At 60.0% G+C, this 15048-nt stretch carries 15 protein-coding genes; 3 read left to right on the top strand and 12 right to left on the bottom strand.

The annotated features are described in order from the left end of the window. Nucleotides 1-64: 64 nt before the first annotated feature. The 5 genes from AC24GY_RS20710 to AC24GY_RS20690 all read right to left on the bottom strand — a co-directional run bounded on the left by AC24GY_RS20710 (nt 65) and on the right by AC24GY_RS20690 (nt 5884). A complete protein-coding gene (locus AC24GY_RS20710; RefSeq protein ID WP_487686750.1) occupies nt 65-1591 on the bottom strand; it encodes a pyridoxal-phosphate dependent enzyme in 1527 nt (508 codons plus the stop codon). Nucleotides 1592-1665: 74 nt separating this feature from the next. After that, nucleotides 1666-3366 (bottom strand): FAD-dependent oxidoreductase, encoded by a 1701-nt coding sequence (locus tag AC24GY_RS20705; protein WP_487686749.1) that lies wholly within the window; start codon nt 3364-3366, stop codon nt 1666-1668. A gap of 44 nt (nt 3367-3410) precedes the next feature. Beyond that, nucleotides 3411-5039: a glycoside hydrolase family protein gene (locus tag AC24GY_RS20700; protein WP_422322013.1), complete on the bottom strand. Its 1629-nt coding sequence runs from the start codon at nt 5037-5039 to the stop codon at nt 3411-3413. 22 nt (nt 5040-5061) lie between these two features. Further along, nucleotides 5062-5208, bottom strand: coding sequence for a hypothetical protein (locus tag AC24GY_RS20695; RefSeq protein WP_422322012.1), 147 nt, complete (start codon nt 5206-5208; stop codon nt 5062-5064). Next, a complete protein-coding gene (locus AC24GY_RS20690; protein WP_422322011.1) occupies nt 5198-5884 on the bottom strand; it encodes a sialate O-acetylesterase family protein in 687 nt (228 codons plus the stop codon). Before AC24GY_RS20690 ends, AC24GY_RS20695 begins: the two co-directional genes overlap by 11 nt. Nucleotides 5885-6045: 161 nt before the next feature. Here AC24GY_RS20690 and AC24GY_RS20685 point away from each other — a divergent pair, with 161 nt between their 5' ends. Continuing rightward, nucleotides 6046-6954 carry an alpha/beta hydrolase fold domain-containing protein gene (locus AC24GY_RS20685; RefSeq protein ID WP_487686748.1) on the top strand — a complete coding sequence of 303 codons (909 nt, stop codon included), beginning with the start codon at nt 6046-6048 and terminating at the stop codon, nt 6952-6954. Between the two features lie 201 nt (nt 6955-7155). Here AC24GY_RS20685 and AC24GY_RS20680 read toward each other — a convergent pair whose 3' ends face one another. The 3 genes from AC24GY_RS20680 to AC24GY_RS20670 are packed head-to-tail and all read right to left on the bottom strand — an operon-like array spanning nt 7156 to nt 10306. Continuing rightward, the gene (locus AC24GY_RS20680; RefSeq protein ID WP_487686747.1) at nt 7156-8190 is read right to left on the bottom strand and encodes an aldo/keto reductase; all 1035 of its coding nucleotides are present in this window, start codon (nt 8188-8190) and stop codon (nt 7156-7158) included. 50 nt (nt 8191-8240) lie between these two features. Then, nucleotides 8241-9260 (bottom strand): LLM class flavin-dependent oxidoreductase, encoded by a 1020-nt coding sequence (locus tag AC24GY_RS20675; protein ID WP_487686746.1) that lies wholly within the window; start codon nt 9258-9260, stop codon nt 8241-8243. Beyond that, a complete protein-coding gene (locus AC24GY_RS20670; RefSeq protein ID WP_487686745.1) occupies nt 9257-10306 on the bottom strand; it encodes an alkene reductase in 1050 nt (349 codons plus the stop codon). Before AC24GY_RS20670 ends, AC24GY_RS20675 begins: the two co-directional genes overlap by 4 nt. 151 nt (nt 10307-10457) lie before the next feature. Here AC24GY_RS20670 and AC24GY_RS20665 point away from each other — a divergent pair, with 151 nt between their 5' ends. Next, a complete protein-coding gene (locus AC24GY_RS20665; protein WP_487686744.1) occupies nt 10458-10718 on the top strand; it encodes an ArsR/SmtB family transcription factor in 261 nt (86 codons plus the stop codon). A 3-nt stretch (nt 10719-10721) separates the two neighbouring features. Here the strand turns inward: AC24GY_RS20665 and AC24GY_RS20660 are convergent, their stop codons facing one another. The 4 genes from AC24GY_RS20660 to AC24GY_RS20645 are packed head-to-tail and all read right to left on the bottom strand — an operon-like array spanning nt 10722 to nt 13890. Continuing rightward, a complete protein-coding gene (locus tag AC24GY_RS20660) occupies nt 10722-11369 on the bottom strand; it encodes a metallophosphoesterase (RefSeq protein WP_487686743.1) in 648 nt (215 codons plus the stop codon). A gap of 17 nt (nt 11370-11386) precedes the next feature. Then, nucleotides 11387-11890, bottom strand: coding sequence for a hypothetical protein (locus AC24GY_RS20655; RefSeq protein ID WP_487686742.1), 504 nt, complete (start codon nt 11888-11890; stop codon nt 11387-11389). Between the two features lie 6 nt (nt 11891-11896). Beyond that, nucleotides 11897-13105: a sialidase family protein gene (locus AC24GY_RS20650; RefSeq protein ID WP_487686741.1), complete on the bottom strand. Its 1209-nt coding sequence runs from the start codon at nt 13103-13105 to the stop codon at nt 11897-11899. 41 nt (nt 13106-13146) lie between these two features. Further along, nucleotides 13147-13890: an RraA family protein gene (locus AC24GY_RS20645; RefSeq protein ID WP_487686740.1), complete on the bottom strand. Its 744-nt coding sequence runs from the start codon at nt 13888-13890 to the stop codon at nt 13147-13149. A gap of 92 nt (nt 13891-13982) precedes the next feature. On the opposite strand from AC24GY_RS20645, the gene AC24GY_RS20640 reads away from it, so the two are divergent. Beyond that, complete coding sequence (locus AC24GY_RS20640; protein ID WP_487686739.1) at nt 13983-15047, top strand: substrate-binding domain-containing protein; 1065 nt, start codon at nt 13983-13985, stop codon at nt 15045-15047. Nucleotide 15048 lies beyond the last annotated feature (1 nt).

Below are 15048 nucleotides of genomic sequence, written 5' to 3'. Positions count from 1 at the left end.
GGGGGTGGCGAACATGAGCGATTGCATACGAAGATGACTGATCATTCTCCACCGGGTCTGCAGGCTAGGCGGTCATGCGCGCGAGGACGGCGTCGTCCACCGGTTTGCAGGAGCGATAGCCTTCGCCATGCTCGGGGAGTTCGGTGAGGAAGGCGGCGCGGGCTTCGGCGGTTTGGAAATCGAGACCGATGAGAGCGCGGCCGATGCGTTCGCCGGACTGGCGATAGTTGAAGTAGCAGAGGCTGGCGCGATCGCGGATGAGGCGGGAGAGGAAGTCGTGGAGAGCACCGGAGCGCTCGTAGAAGTCGAGACGAAGGAAGACGGGATGGGTGAGGAGATCACCACGCAAAGGAATGGCGCGGAAGGCGACATCCACGGCTCCGGTGAGGTCTTCCCAGGCATAACCGCCTGCGTCCAGTCGTGCGGGGAGTGCGGCCAGTTTTTCGGAGTTTTCCGATGTGACGGTGAAGACGGGCCAGGCTTCATCGGTGCGATGCAGGCCGTATTGAAAATCGGCGATGTTGAGGCCTTCGAAGCAGGAATCCAGAAGCGCCAGCATGGCGCCGGGGCGCTCGGGGATGCGCACGCGCAGGGCGCGTGAGGCGGTGCTGCTGGAGCCTTCGGACTGGGCGATGAGACCGAGCTGGAGGAAGTCGATGTTGGCACCGGTGATGACGATGAGGACTTTTTTGCCAGCGAGAGCTGCACGGTCTTTGAGCACTGCGGCGAGGCCCATGGCACCGGATGGCTCTGAGACGCAGCGCAGCGTCTCCCAGAGCACGCGGATGGCGGCGCTGACTTCGGCATTGGTGATGGTGGCTACTCGGTCCAGAGACTGCTGGCAGATGCCGAAGGGGAGTGTGCCCGCTTTGCGCACGGCGGTGCCATCGCAGAAGATGTCGAGGTCGTGAAGTTCGACGGGTTTCTCTGCGGCGAGCGCGGCTTTCATGGAGGCCTGGCCCACGCCTTCCACACCAACGGCTTCCATGTTGGGCCAGTAGGTTTTGAGCCAGCAGGAAACGGCCGAGGCCATGCCGCCGCCGCCGATTTGCAGGTAGGCGGCATCGAAGGGGCCGTGGCCTGAGAGAACCACTTCATCTGCCAGAGTCCCCTGCCCTGCCATGACTTTGAGGTCATCGTAGGCGTGCACGTAGGTGGCACCGCTGCTGCGCTCATCTTCGCGTGCGGAGGTGACGGCTTCGTCATAGCTGTCGCCAGCGAGCATGATGCGGACGAATTCGCCGCCGTGGTGGAGCACGGCGTTTTGTTTCACCTTGGGTGTGGAACGCGGCATGTAGATGCGTGCGTGGATGCCGAGAGTTTTGGCGGCAAGGGCCACGCCCTGTGCGTGATTACCAGCGGAAGCGGTGACGACGCCTTTGGCGCGCTGCTCGGGGGTGAGCTCGGTCATGGCATTGCAGGCGCCGCGCCACTTGTAGCATTTCACGGGGGAGAGGTCCTCGCGCTTCACCCAGATTTCAGGGCCGGGCTCGGAGCCGGGGAGGATGAGACGCTCCATGGGCGTGGGCTGGCCGAAGCGGTAGACCCGCTCACGGGCAAACAAGATTTCCTGCCGTAAGCGGCGATCCAAAGGCAAATTTTCGCGTTCCATTCGTGACGGCATACATTCCCGCCCCGCATGCATCAGCAAGAGGTTTCACGATCTCAATGCGCGGCCTTTTTCTTGGAGACGGGATGCTTCCATTCCAAGATCTGTCCATCCTGCTCCAGGCGTGATTTGAGTTTTGGGTAATCCACCTGCTGCACGGGAATTTTGTCATCGATGGCCATGCAAGCCGCGGTGGCTGAGCTCTGGCTGGTGCACATGAGAACGGGCTCCATGCGGATGCTGCTGAAGGCGGTGTGGCTGGCGCTGAGGGCGAAGGTGACGAGGAGATTGTCGCACTCGCTCTGCTTTGGAACGATGGCTTCGTAGCCGATGCCGTAGGGTGGTGCGCCATCGCGACCTCCGGCGGTTTTGCCTTCGCGCGTGACTACGCCATCCTTCACGATGCGGCGGATCTCATGGGTGTCTGTGCCATAGCTGCCGAGGCTGATGGGCTTGGGTGCGTTTTGGCGACCGAAGGTGTGGTGCTCGGTGAGCACAAGGTCGCTGATCATCCGGCGGGCTTCGCGTACGTAAATCTGGTGCGGCCAGCCGCCATTGTCGGTGAATTCGTCCTTGGGCAGGCCGAAGCGCTGCATGTCTTTGCGCACCTGCTCGGGGACGCGGGCATCGGTGGCGAGGAAATGCAAAAGACCGCGATGATAGTCTTCGTGCTGTTGAGCGATCTTCTCGCGCTGCGCGTAGGAGGCCTCCGGCCATGCGTGTGAGGCGCCGGGGAGATTGCCGCCGAAGGTCGCGGTGTTGAAGTCCCATTTGTCATTTGGAAGCGCATCATGCTTTGAGAACCAGCGGAGGTCCATGTCATCGCCATTGGCGAGGCAGGCTTCGATGAAGCGGACGATGATCTCGTAGCGCTTGGGATCGTAATCCGAGGGCGGGGTGACGGGGATCATGTTGGCCGGATTTGTCGTGAGGCAGAGACGGAAGCAGTAGGCCTGGACGCCGGGGGCGGGATCGCCTGGGGTGCCGGGTTCGCCGGATTGAATGAGGGGCAGCAGGCCGCTTTCGGGATCGCCTTTCACGACGTAAGGATCGAGGGGGAAATCGCGATCCCACACGCCCTGGCCGCCTTTGAGACGACCGCTTTCTCCGGGCTGGGCGTAGCTGGCGTGGGGCAGGAATTTATCGGCGTAGTGGATGCCGTTGTAGGTTTCGCCGTACTTTGCATTGCCCTCGCGCATGAGGGTGTAGCTCACGCCGGCCTTCGCCATGAGGTCGCCTTCATAGGTGGCGTCGATGAACACTTTGGCGCGAAAGACAGTGCCGTCTTCGGTGACGAACTCGGTGATGTGTGGGCCGTCTTTTTTGACTAATGAAAGGCGTGCTTTGAAATGCACTTTTACTCCTGCATCGCGCGCCATGTCGTTGAAGACTTGCTCGGCTTTGTGGGGTTCGATGGCATAGGCGCCGCCGGTGGCGGGACCGCCGGCTTTGCTTTCAAAGGCTTTGTCCCAGGTGAGTGTGACGCCTGCGGTGGCGGCGAGCTTGGTGAAGTATTCGCGGGCGATGCCTCCGACGGATCGAGGATCTCCGATGTCCACGGCGCTGAGGCCTCCGCTGGTCATGCCGCCCAGATGACGGCCCGGCTCTGCAATGACCACTGTCTTGCCCATGCGTGCGGCCTGCACTGCGGCAGCGACGCCACCGCTGGTGCCACCGTAAACGCAGAGATCGGACTCCACCACGGCGGCGGCGGCAAGAGATGAGGAGAGAGCACAGACGAGCAGGAAAGACTTCATGGGTTGAATCAAAGCAGACGCGGCAGGATTGCCCGCCTTGCTGGTCAAGATGGCTGACCAGTGGCGAGATCGACAAAGATCACCGAGACCGATTCACCTTTGCGCAGCGTGACCTCAAGGCTGTTTTTGCCTTCGCGCAGGAGTTTGGCGGGGATGAGCCATGCACGCAGTTCGTCTGGTTTGCCGAGCAGTGATGGATAAGGTACGGGGAAAGGCTCGGAGACGTCGGCGGTCACGGTAAGAGGCTCGCCATTGAAGGTGGCGGACCATTCGCTGCTGCCGAGGGACTTGTCTGATTGAATGCGGACGCGTGCATCTTGTTTCCAGCCGCCGGCGGGCGGGGTGAGATCGAAGTTGAACTTGGCGGGTTTTCCCGGCTCGATTTTGCGTGGAACGGGGAGCGGCTTCATGCCGGGGGCGCGCCAGCCTTGGGCGATGAACCAGTGCTGCGGCTCTTGCGCGAGCGTCTGCGGATCGCGCAAAGCTTTGAGGGCTTCGAACGGTGGCTCGCCAAAGACGCCACGGCCTTCGCCCTGACCGTGCTGGCGATAGTAGGCGAAATTGAAGAGGCTGATGCCATCTGCACCACGCGAATAGGCGAGGTGCGCGGAGGTGTGGAGGTGCTCGCGGGTGGCGCGGCGGAAGGGAAAGACATCGTAGCCTTTTAAGACCTTGTCTCCTTTCCAGAGAGTGTGGCAGAGTTCGAAGTAGAGTGTGGCTCCGTGTGTCCGCTCTCGGATCGCGGCCAGATCGTGCTGCTGGGTGGTGAAGTAATGCTCGGAGGCGTTCACCATGTCGAGTCCGGCAGCGACGAGGGATTTTAGATCGAGGCCGAGTGCATCTAATGCTGGAAGATGGCAGGGCACGCGGGCACAGAGCCAGCGATGCTTGCCATTGCGGGTGGTTTGATCGAGCAACTGGCGAACCTCGCGTACGAAGCTGGTCATGATAGCGCGGCGCTGTTCAAGAGGTGTTTCTTCGAGGCGGAAGTAACCGTAGAAGCGGAGAAAATCGAGCTCCAGGCCGTCGATGTCGTAGTTTTCACAGAGCTCGCGAATGAGCGCGAATTTCTGTGCGCGCACCTCGGGCACGGCCCAGTTTTGGATGAGGTCGGCTCCGCGCAGGGAGCCGGGCTTGAGGCGGAATTCGGGATGCTCAACGTAATGTTTTGTGACGCTCATACCGATGCTGCCTCCAGGTTTGTCACCGGGTTTGGGATCGCTGAACTCTTTGTGATGGGCGTCGTTCATACGGAGGGAGATGAAGGCCGCCTGCTGGCGCTGGTGGCAGCGGTCGATGAAGACCTGAACGACATCTCCGCCGTCCAGCACAAACTGACCGAAAGGATCGGGCTTCTGGCCGTAGCGCTGTTTGATCCAGGCGTAATGCTCTGTGAGTGGCAGCACCTTGCTGGGCCACATGGGCACCATGCCAAGGCCGGGCTGAAGGAGGTGCGCGTCCACGAGGCCTGCCACTTCATCCACCGTGGCTTCGAGCATCTCTTTTCGAAAGGGTTCCCGCTCCTTGTGAAACGGGCTAATGCAGGAGGTGATGTTGGTGGTGTCGTTGCTGTAGAGAATTCGTGGTGCGGTGCGTGATGAGTCCGCGGCAGGGAGCCGGGAAGCTGCGGAGAGCAGGCCTGCGGTGTGAATGAACTGCCGACGGGTGATCATGTGGATGGTGCTTTGGGTTTAGTCATCTTAACCCTTTTGGTCCCTCATGCAGTTGCTTTGCCATGGCGGACAACGTGGCCGTGTGCGTGGCATCTTTGGCGAGGTTGTGATTTTCCTGTGCGTCGGCGTCTTCGTCGTAGAGTTCGGTGCCGACGACTTCATTCTTCATGTTGGTCCATTCGGTGTAGCGCCAGTGGTCGGTGCGTATGGAGCGACCCATGAACTTGCCTTTGCCGGGACGCAGATACTGGCTGAAGGAAGCACTGGTCCATGCTTCGATGGGGGTGCCCGCCCACGGCGGAGGTCAGGATGCCGACGGGGTGCTTGAGTTCGGCCTGGAGATCGCGTGCGAAGAAATACCCCATGGCTGAAAAATCCCCCACGGTCTCCGGCGAACAGACACGCCATGAGCCTGCGCGATCCTGGGCCGATTCATCGGCGGGGACGGGAAGCTGGTAAATTTCGAAGGGAACATCATGCACAAAGACGCGAATCTCGGGGTGCTTTGCGGCGGTGATTTCGGCATCTACGTTGTCCACGAGGCCGTGCATCTTGTCCTTGATGCGCATCTCCATGTTTGACTGGCCGGAGGCGAGCCAGACGACGCCGACGAGGACATCTTGGATGATGATCTTGTTTGTGCCGGAGATCGTGAGTGTTTGCGCTTGATCGCTGGCCTGGAGTTTGTCGAGTTTGATCTGCCATTTGCCGTCTGCACCGGCTTGGGTGGATTTGGTCTGTCCGGCAACCTCCACCTTCACTACTTCACTTGCGTCAGCCCAGCCCCAGATGGCTGCCGGAGCATTTGCCTGAAGCGCCATGTGGTCTGAGATGACCGCAGGCATTTTTAGGCGCAGGAGGCGGACAGAAGCAAAACGAGGGCTGGTTTCATGGTCGCATGATGACGCACTGCCCGAACCGATGTTTCTGGTAAAAAGAGCTAACCATTGGGAAATTGATCGGGCCTGCCAGCATCGGCAACTATGCGGCGTATGATGAATTCTCCATGAAGACCGCTTTCAAATTTCTCTCTCTCGTTCTGCTGCTTGGCTACCTCCCCCTTCACGCTGAAACCAAAGCTCCGGCAGTGATCATACCGGCGCATACGCGCACGGACGATGTGGTCTATGGACGCAAATTCGGCGTGGCGCTGACGCTGGATGTCATCACGCCGGAGAAGCCGAACGGTTTTGGCATCGTGTACATGGTCAGTGGCGGCTGGGTGTCGGGGTACTCGCCGAACACGCCGCCTTTCTATGCTCCATTTCTTGAGCGCGGTTACACGGTGTTTTCGGTGCGGCATGGCTGTCAGCCGAAATTCATCATCCCTGAGATCACGCAGGACATTCACCGGGCGGTGAGATTCATCCGGCACAATGCGGCCAGATGGAAGGTGAACCCTGACAAACTGGGCATCAGCGGTGGCAGCGCGGGCGGGCACCTCTCGCTCACCATGGCCGTGCATGGTGGCCCGGGGGATCCAAAGGCGAAGGATGCGGTGGATCGCGAAAGCAGCGCCATCCAGGCCGTTGCATGTCTGTATCCGCCGACGGATTTTCTCAACTATGGCAAGCCGGGCGAAGACGCCGTGGGTGTGGGGACGCTGAAAAATTACAAAGGGGCGTTTGGCGCAGAGTCCGACACGCCGGAAGGACGCCAGCGCCTGGGCAAAGAGATCTCGCCGATCTATTTCATTAACGCGCAGCTGCCGCCGGTTTTCATCATTCATGGCGATCAGGATTTCCTGGTGCCGCTGCAACAATCCGAGAGCTTCGTGGCCAAAGCGAAGGAGGCCGGAGCGACAGCACAGCTGGTAGTCAAACCTGGAGCCGCGCATGGTTGGGCGGATCGTCAGCCTGACTACACAGCGTTTGCGGAGTGGTTTGATGCGCAGCTGCGTGGCATCAAAAAGTGAGCGGCAGGTGGTTCGCAAGGGGAAAGCAGCTATTCACTCTGTAGGAGGATACATTGATGCTGCGATGCTAGAAGGTCGTGCGGAGGCATGGGGGCTCGCGGAGTGCTGCGGACTGGAAGTCCGCGCTCCACGATCTCTTTCTGCCTCGGTCACGAAATTCAGTGATGCTTGCCTTTAACCGAGTGCCATTCGTGACAGGTGCTACTTGGTTGGGAAGGGGTTCCGCTCTTCGAAACCGCTCTGGTGCCAGTAGGGGTAGATCTTTGGCTTTTCGCTGGCGGCATCGAGCTTGGCCACCTGCTCGGCGGTGAGGTTCCAGCCGACGGCACCGAGGTTTTGGCGGAGCTGTTCTTCATTGCGGGCACCGATGATGAGAGTGGAAACGGTGGGGCGCTGGAGGAGCCAGTTCAGTGCGACCTGTGGCACGGTCTTGCCGACTTCAGCGGCCACTTCGTCCAAGGCATCGACGACTTTGTAGAGATATTCGTCGTCCACCTGCGGACCCATGGAGGAGCTGAGCTTGTGATTGAGGCGGCTCGTTTCAGGGCGTGGCTGATTGCGGCGGAGCTTGCCGGTGAGTCGTCCCCAGCCGAGGGGACTCCAGACGACGGCACCGACTTTTTGATCAACCCCGAGCGGCATGAGCTCCCATTCGTATTCGCGGCCAATGAGAGAGTAGTAGGTCTGATTGGCGACGTATTTGGTGAGGCCAAATTTGTCGGCATGCGCGAGGGATTTCATGAGATGCCAGCCGGAGAAATTGGAAACGCCGATGTAGCGGATTTTCCCCGCGCGAACGAGATCATCCAGGGTGCCGACCACTTCTTCCACCGGGGTCATGGCATCGAAGCCGTGGAGCTGGTAGAGATCAATGTAATCGGTGCCGAGGCGCTTGAGGCTGTTTTCCACGGAACGGATGAGATGCCAGCGGGAGGAGCCGACGTTGTTTGGACCCTCGCCAAAGCGGAAGGTGCCCTTGGTGGAGATGAGGACTTGATCGCGACGGCCTTTGATGGCTTGACCGAGAATTTCTTCGGCGAGACCGTTTGAGTAGATGTCGGCCGAGTCAAACATGTTGAGCCCGTTTTCGAGGCAGATGTCGATGAGGCGTGAGGCTTCGGCGACATCGGATGCGCCCCATTCTTTGAAGAATTCTGTGCCGCCGCCGAAGGTGCCGGTGCCGAGGGTGAGTGCGGGGACTTTGAAACCGGAGCCGCCGAGTTGTCTGTATTCCATAGGAGGTGTGAGTTGAGGTTTGAGTTTGAGTTGGTGAAATTCGGAGAGATTTACGAATTGAAATGCTGCAGGCTTTTAAAAACGTCGGCAGCGATTTCGAAGGAGAGCAGACGCGCCTGCTGATCGTGAATGTGCGCGGTGGCGATGATTTCATCTGCGCCGGTGTCATTGAGCAGGACTTCGATCTGCTGGCGGAAGGTGTCCGGTCCGCCGACGGCGGAGCAGCGGGTCATGCGGGACACTTGCGTGGCTTCCACGGGATTCCAGAGAGCATTGATGTCATCGACGGGAGGCTGCAATTGTGTGGGTCTGCCGCGGATGAGATTGAGGAAGACCTGCTGAAGCGAGGTGAAGAGGCGTTTTGCTTCTTTGTCGGTGTCTGCGGCGATGACGTTTACACCGATCATCACGTGCGGTTTATCAAGAGCTGCGGAGGGCTGAAACTGGGAGCGGTAGATGTCCAATGCCTGATGCAGCAGCTCGGGTGCGAAGTGTGAGGCAAAGGCAAAGGGGAGGCCCATTTCTGCGGCGAGGGTGGCGCTGAAGGTGCTGCTGCCGAGAAGGTAGAGCGGCACATGGAGCCCCTGCCCTGGCACGGCAAACACGCGCTGCCCGGGCAATGGCGCGCCGAGGAAGCCCTGCAACTCACGGACATCTGCGGGGAAGGTGTCTCCACTGCTGCCGAGGCCACGGCGCAGTGCACGGGCCGTGAGTTGATCTCCGCCAGGGGCGCGACCGAGGCCGAGGTCAATGCGACCAGGATAGAGTGACTCCAGCGTTCCAAACTGCTCTGCGATGACGAGTGGTGCGTGATTGGGCAGCATGATGCCGCCAGAGCCGACGCGGATGGTGGTGGTGCCGCCGGCGATGTGACCGATGACGACGGAGGTGGCGGCACTGGCAACGCCGGGAATGTTGTGATGCTCAGCGACCCAGTAGCGGTGGTAGCCCCACTTCTCCGCATGCTGCGCCAGATTGAGCGAGTGGCGGAAGGACTGCGCGGCAGTCTCTCCTTTCAGAATCGGTGACAGATCCAGGATGGAGTAGAGGAGGCCGGGGTGCGTTTTCATAACGCAGGGTAATCGGTGTAGCCCTTCGCGCCGTCTGCATAGAAGGTGGAAGGATCAGGATTGTTCAGGGCGGCACCTGTGGCAAAGCGCTTCGGCAGATCGGGATTGGCGAGGAAGGGCACACCATAGGCGACGGCGTCAGCATCACCTGCGGAAAGGATCGCGTTGCCGGACTCAAGAGTGAATTTTTCATTGGCCACATAGACGCCGCCGAAGGCTTTCTTCAATGCAGGGCCGATGCTGCTGGGGGACTGGTGTTCGCGAGCGCAGATGAAGGCGATCTTGCGACGGCCCAGCTCACGCGCGACGTGGCTGAAGGTTTCCAGCGGATTGGCATCGCCCATGTCATGAGCATCGCCACGCGGAGCGAGGTGCATGCCCACGCGGTCGGCACCCCAGACGGAGATGACGGCATCGGTGACCTCCAGCATCAGGCGGGCGCGGTTTTCCAAGGAGCCGCCGTATTCATCGGTGCGGTGATTGGTCTTGGTCTGGAGGAACTGATCGAGCAGGTAGCCATTGGCACCGTGGATTTCCACGCCGTCGAATCCGGCGAGCTTGGCGTTTTCAGCGCCTTTGCGATAGGCTTCGATGATGCCTGGGATTTCGGACAGTTCCAAGGCGCGAGGTGTTACGAAAGGTTTCTCTGGGCGCACCAAGCTCACGTGGCCTGCTGCTGCGATGGCACTGGGGGCGACGGGCAGGGCGCCATCCAGAAACAAAGGATCTGAAATGCGGCCCACGTGCCAGAGCTGGAGGAATATGCGACCGCCGGCCTCGTGCACGGCCTGGGTGACGAGCTTCCAGCCCTCCACCTGCTCATCCGACCAGATGCCGGGGGTATTGGCATAGCCGACGCCCATGGGAGTGACGGAGGTGGCCTCGGTGAGGATGAGTCCGGCGCTGGAACGCTGGCGGTAGTACTCGGCCATGAGGGCGTTTGGCACGCGCTGCTGGCCTGCGCGGGCGCGGGTGAGCGGGGCGAGGAAGATGCGGTTCGGGAGAGTCAGGGGGCCGAGCTGGAGGGAATCGAAGAGAGTGGGCATGAGGGATTAGTTCTTTAGTTCAAAATTACCGAACAATAGAATGATTGAACTGCAAGTGAAATTAATGTAGCATCCACGTATCAGACCTCTCCACCATCCACCAGCCGAAAGTTTTACCGTCGCGGGCATCCTGCATGCCTTGTCAGATCCGGTGCGTCTCAGCATTGTGGCCGAACTGCGCAAGGCCGACGAAGGCCTGAACTGCGTGGAGACCACCAGTCGCCTGAAGTGCGCGATGCCGAAGTCCACCTGCTCGCAGCATTACCGCATTTTGCGTGAGTCGGGCATCATCCACAGCGAGCGGCGCGGCGTGGAGCTGACGAGCAAGGTGCGGCGCAAGGAGCTGGACAGCCGCTTCCCTGGCCTGCTGGATGCCATTCTCAAGGCGTGGCGGCGTGAGCAGGGGGAGTGAGATTTACTCGAGGGATTCTGGCGGGCCCAGCATTTCATGCCGTAGAGCGCCATCCTGTGAAGCCTGCCAGCAGGTATTCGCAGCCACATCCAGGCAGGTGAGCCAGCCGCCACCATAGGCATAGGTTTCGAGGCAGGCGGCGTAACCGTAATTCAGCGGCCTGCCGCTTTTCTGAGCGGTATGCCCGCAGAGCATCCGACGCCCTGAGACATGCGGACATGGCACGCCGAAGTGCGCCCAGAGCAAGGTTTTTTCCGGCTGCTCCACGAGAGGAAGATCCGGCACAACGTTTGCGTGCACAAAAAAATCCTGTTCTTCCTCATGATAGCAGACAGTTGATTCAATGAAGTCCCAGTGCGCAGCGGGGATGTCGGCTAACGTGGTGGCACCGTAGGATTCCAGACTCTCCGTGCCTCTATAAGTAAGCCACTTTGAGAAGAACGACCGTTCGTCCCGGGCCCGCAGCATCATCACTTCATGGTTTCCACGCAGCGTCACGAGCCGGCAGCGGCTGCGCAGTTCGAGAAGATGCTCAATGACCGCCCGAGTGCCGGGGCCACGGTTCACATAATCTCCCAATGCCAGCTCCTGATCCAGACGTCGCAAGGCATCCGCACAGCCGTGAATATCTCCTATGGCAAACAGTCGCATCGTGAATGGATCAAGAATCAGGCATGGATCGGCAGGAAGACATTTTTGTCAGCCGCTTTTGTGCCAGCAGGGAAGGCTGAAAGAAAGATCAGTCTGCTTTCAGCAGTCCGAGTTCTTCGAAAAACGCGTCCATCTTTTGGAGTGTCTCCGCATACGAGTTTGGCTGCATTAAACATGCAGGTGTGGGTCGCCTTCTGGAATGCTGGAAGGGTGTGCTCAAAGGTGGGAATGCAGTTTTCAGGGAAGCCTTTTGCCGATCCGCCACGATGGGCGCTGACAAAAGGCAAATGCCGCCCTTTGAATGCGAGAACGGCCTGCAGGTCCTGCGCGGTCTGCGGATGAATGCGATGCAGTGGAACGGAGGGAACTGCCTGCCCGGCACGAGGAGGCGGCGGGGTCTCAACCAACGGCTCTGCAGCGGCATGCACGAGGCAGAGACCGAATACGAGGATGGATAAGGTTGTTCGCATGATCGTCTCCTGAACGATATTCGCTGCATGGTTCTGGCGGAATCCGCCCAATGAACTTCACTGAGGAGCCGTGAGCCATTCCAGATTGAACCGAGCCAGAGTCAAGCGGCCACCGGCAAAGTGGGCAAGTGCGGAACCGTCGCCGCTGCGGCCATAGAAGCAGAGGATGGTGCCGCTTTTGGTGACGGCGATGTCGGAGTACATGCTGGGACCGGGTTCGATGGTTTTGTTTACCGGCCAGGTTTTGCCTTCATCGCGGCTGATCTTCACGCTGACGTTTTTGCGGTCGCGGTTTTTGCCGGGCTCGGCTTTGCCTTTCTCTTTCTCCAGATTGTGGGGATTGGAGAAGAGGATGAGGCTCTGGCCATCGTGATTGTAACGGACGATGCCTCCCATGCAGATAGGTTCGAGGAGGGCTTCGTCAAACTTGGGTGTGCTCCAGCCGGTGGCGCCGTCTTTGCTGACGGTGACGAGTCGGCGATGCGCCTTTGATTCGCTGCGCACGTTGAGCATGACGCTGCCGTCGTTGAGTTCGACGGCGACGGTTTCATTCGGGTTGATCCACTCCTCGGTGCATGGCACGGCGATGTCGCCAGCTTTCCATGTTTTGCCCTGATCATCGCTGAAGATGGTGGCGGTGACGCTCGGGCGATGTGCATTGCCGCCGGTGCCGGTGGAGAGCCAGACGGGGACGACGAGGCGGCCAGTCTTGAGCTGGATGCTGTGGTCCGGGCCGGTGGCCAGCACCTTCCAGTCGTAGTCTTTCTTGAAGGCATCAAAGGCGGAGGTGATCTCGGCGGGCTTGCTCCAGGTGAGGCCATCGTCAGCGCTACGCTGGTAGAAGCAGCGCTCGTACTCCAGACAGAAGAGCATGTGCACGGTGCCGTCCTTGTCGGCGATGAGCACGGGGTTGTTGTAGGTGACGTCGTTGGGATCGACGTTTTTCATTTTGAGAGCGAAGGGGTTTTTCGTCTTGGGTCCCTCAACGTTGGCGATGCTCTGCGGTGGGCTCCAAGTCTTGCCTTCATCGGTGCTGCGACGGAGGAGAATGCGGATGTCGTCCCAGTCGCTGACACCGGCGGCACGCTTGCGCGCTTCGCACCAGGCGAGCACGGTGCCTTTGGCGGTCACCACGATGCCGGGAATGTGGTAGAGCTGGTAGGAAGGATTATCGCCGACGATGAAGAGGTCTTGTTTTTCGATGAAGGGTTCGGCGGCCAACAGCGACGAACCGACAAGCAAGAGTGTGAGGATGGATGATTTCATAAGGTTGAGTCTGGGTAAAAAGTGGAAAGAAGGCCATGGGATCACCACTCTCCGTGGCGCTCGAACTTCGCTTTGGCGTTTTTGCCGAACTGCGCTCCCGCAGCGGCGAGGTTGGCCAGCACTTCATCGCTGCTGAGACCGGCGCTGCTGCGTGCGGCGGGGATGACGGTCTGGCATTCGTTGGAATCCATGAAGCGGGAGGCTTCGAGGATTTGGGGCTGGGCTTCGGGCTCGATGACGAGGAAACCGTGCTTGTCGGCGTGAATGAGATCTCCGGGAGCGACCTTGCGGCCGAAGACTTCGACTTCGCAGTTCCACCGGACAGGATGCACATGCGCATGGCCGACGCAGAAACGACGGGCAAGGGCTTTGAATCCAGCGTTGGTCATTTCATCGACATCACGAATCGCGCCATCGACGATGGTGCCCACGCAGCCGAGGGCGCGGTGCATGTTGCTGTTCACCTCCCCCCAGAAGGAACCGATGGTGCGGGGCTTGTCGAGATCCTGGACGCAAACGATCTTGGAGCCGGAGATGCTGGCGACGTAGCGGCGGTATTCGTTCCAAGCATTCGCATTGGCTTCGCGATGCGCCTTGTTGCTGGGCTCCACCACGACGGTGATGGCGTAACCGACCATGGGCCCCATCTGCGGCATGAAGTCGCGGGTTTCTTCGAGGTTGAAGCCATCGGCGGCGGGATCGCGTTTGGTGATCTGCTCCCAGCCGTTGTAGATGGTGGGGGTGTTCCAGCGTTTGAGTTGAAGGAGGTCGGAATGAGGAAGCATGAGGTGCGAAGGATGGGTCATCATGAACGACGCGACACTTGAAATCTCTGTGGTCATTTCAGCTTACCACGGCATGGTGGGAACTCCTGCTTATGCATGCTGTACCACCCAGACCTTCGCTCATCACTCACAGCGCCGACTTTTTGCGCGAGGCCCTGCTGCGTGGAGAATGGCAGGAGGTGCTGCCATCGGAGCGCACGCTTTGCACGCGACTGCGCATCAGCCGGCCCACGCTGCGGGCGGTGCTCGCACAACTGGAACGAGAGGGTGTGATCAGCGCGGTGGTGAACAAACGAAGGCAGATTCTCGCGGCACCCTCCACGCGCGGGAGGGGTGTTTCATCACGCATGATCGCGCTGCTGACGCCTGTGCCTCAGCAGGCGATGCCACCGTTTGTGCTGTTCTGGGTGGACGCGCTACGTGAGCTGCTGACTGAGGCGGGATATCAGCTTGAGGTGCATGTGAGTCCTCATTGTTTCACTGCAAAACCTGCAGGCGGGCTGAAGAAGCTCACGCAGCGCGTGCATGCCGCGGCGTGGGTGATGTTTCGCTCCACGCCGGTGATGCAGCGCTGGTTTGTGGAGAAGCAACTGCCCACCGTCATCGCGGGATCTTGTAGTGATGACATGGGGCTGCCTTCGGTGGATCTGGACTACCGTGCGACCTGCCGGCATGCGGCGACGATGCTGATGCAGAAAGGGCATCGTCGCATCGCGCTGCTGCTGCCGGATTCAGCGCATGGCGGAGATGTGGACAGCGCCCAGGGATTCCACGAGGCCTTTGCCACAAGTGAGGCCATGGGCTTCGTGGTGCAGCACCATGAAACCGTGGAACAGGTGATCGAGAGTCTGAATGAGGCGCTGAAACGGAAACAGGCGCCAACGGCTTTTCTCGTGGCGCGTACGATTCACACGCTGACGGTGGTGACGCATCTACTGCGACTCGGCCACAAGCTGCCGCGTGATTTCGCCATTGTGTCACGGGATGATGATGCGTTTCTGGATCATGTGGTGCCGAAGGTGACGCGTTATTCGGCTGATGCGGCGAAGTTTGCGAAGAGGCTTGCCAAGCTGGTGCTGGAGCTGGCGCAGACGGGGCATACGAGCACGAAGCCGGTGCGTTTGATGCCGGATCTGCGACGTGGGGAGACGGTGTGAA

This window comes from Prosthecobacter sp. Pr1 (assembly GCF_057652315.1).
The sequence above is the reverse complement of the archived record's forward strand: the minus strand, read 5'-3'. Positions and strand labels throughout refer to the sequence as shown.

Bases quoted from the DNA above. Each gene is read 5' to 3' on its own strand.
- AC24GY_RS20705 (WP_487686749.1), bottom strand. From the start codon at position 3,366: ATGAAGTCTTTCCTGCTCGTCTGTGCTCTCTCCTCATCTCTTGCCGCC.
- AC24GY_RS20700 (WP_422322013.1), bottom strand. From the start codon at position 5,039: ATGATCACCCGTCGGCAGTTCATTCACACCGCAGGCCTGCTCTCCGCA.
- AC24GY_RS20695 (WP_422322012.1), bottom strand. From the start codon at position 5,208: ATGAAGAATGAAGTCGTCGGCACCGAACTCTACGACGAAGACGCCGAC.
- AC24GY_RS20690 (WP_422322011.1), bottom strand. From the start codon at position 5,884: ATGCCTGCGGTCATCTCAGACCACATGGCGCTTCAGGCAAATGCTCCG.
- AC24GY_RS20685 (WP_487686748.1), top strand. From the start codon at position 6,046: ATGAAGACCGCTTTCAAATTTCTCTCTCTCGTTCTGCTGCTTGGCTAC.
- AC24GY_RS20680 (WP_487686747.1), bottom strand. From the start codon at position 8,190: ATGGAATACAGACAACTCGGCGGCTCCGGTTTCAAAGTCCCCGCACTC.
- AC24GY_RS20675 (WP_487686746.1), bottom strand. From the start codon at position 9,260: ATGAAAACGCACCCCGGCCTCCTCTACTCCATCCTGGATCTGTCACCG.
- AC24GY_RS20670 (WP_487686745.1), bottom strand. From the start codon at position 10,306: ATGCCCACTCTCTTCGATTCCCTCCAGCTCGGCCCCCTGACTCTCCCG.
- AC24GY_RS20660 (WP_487686743.1), bottom strand. From the start codon at position 11,369: ATGCGACTGTTTGCCATAGGAGATATTCACGGCTGTGCGGATGCCTTG.
- AC24GY_RS20650 (WP_487686741.1), bottom strand. From the start codon at position 13,105: ATGAAATCATCCATCCTCACACTCTTGCTTGTCGGTTCGTCGCTGTTG.
- AC24GY_RS20645 (WP_487686740.1), bottom strand. From the start codon at position 13,890: ATGCTTCCTCATTCCGACCTCCTTCAACTCAAACGCTGGAACACCCCC.
- AC24GY_RS20640 (WP_487686739.1), top strand. From the start codon at position 13,983: ATGCATGCTGTACCACCCAGACCTTCGCTCATCACTCACAGCGCCGAC.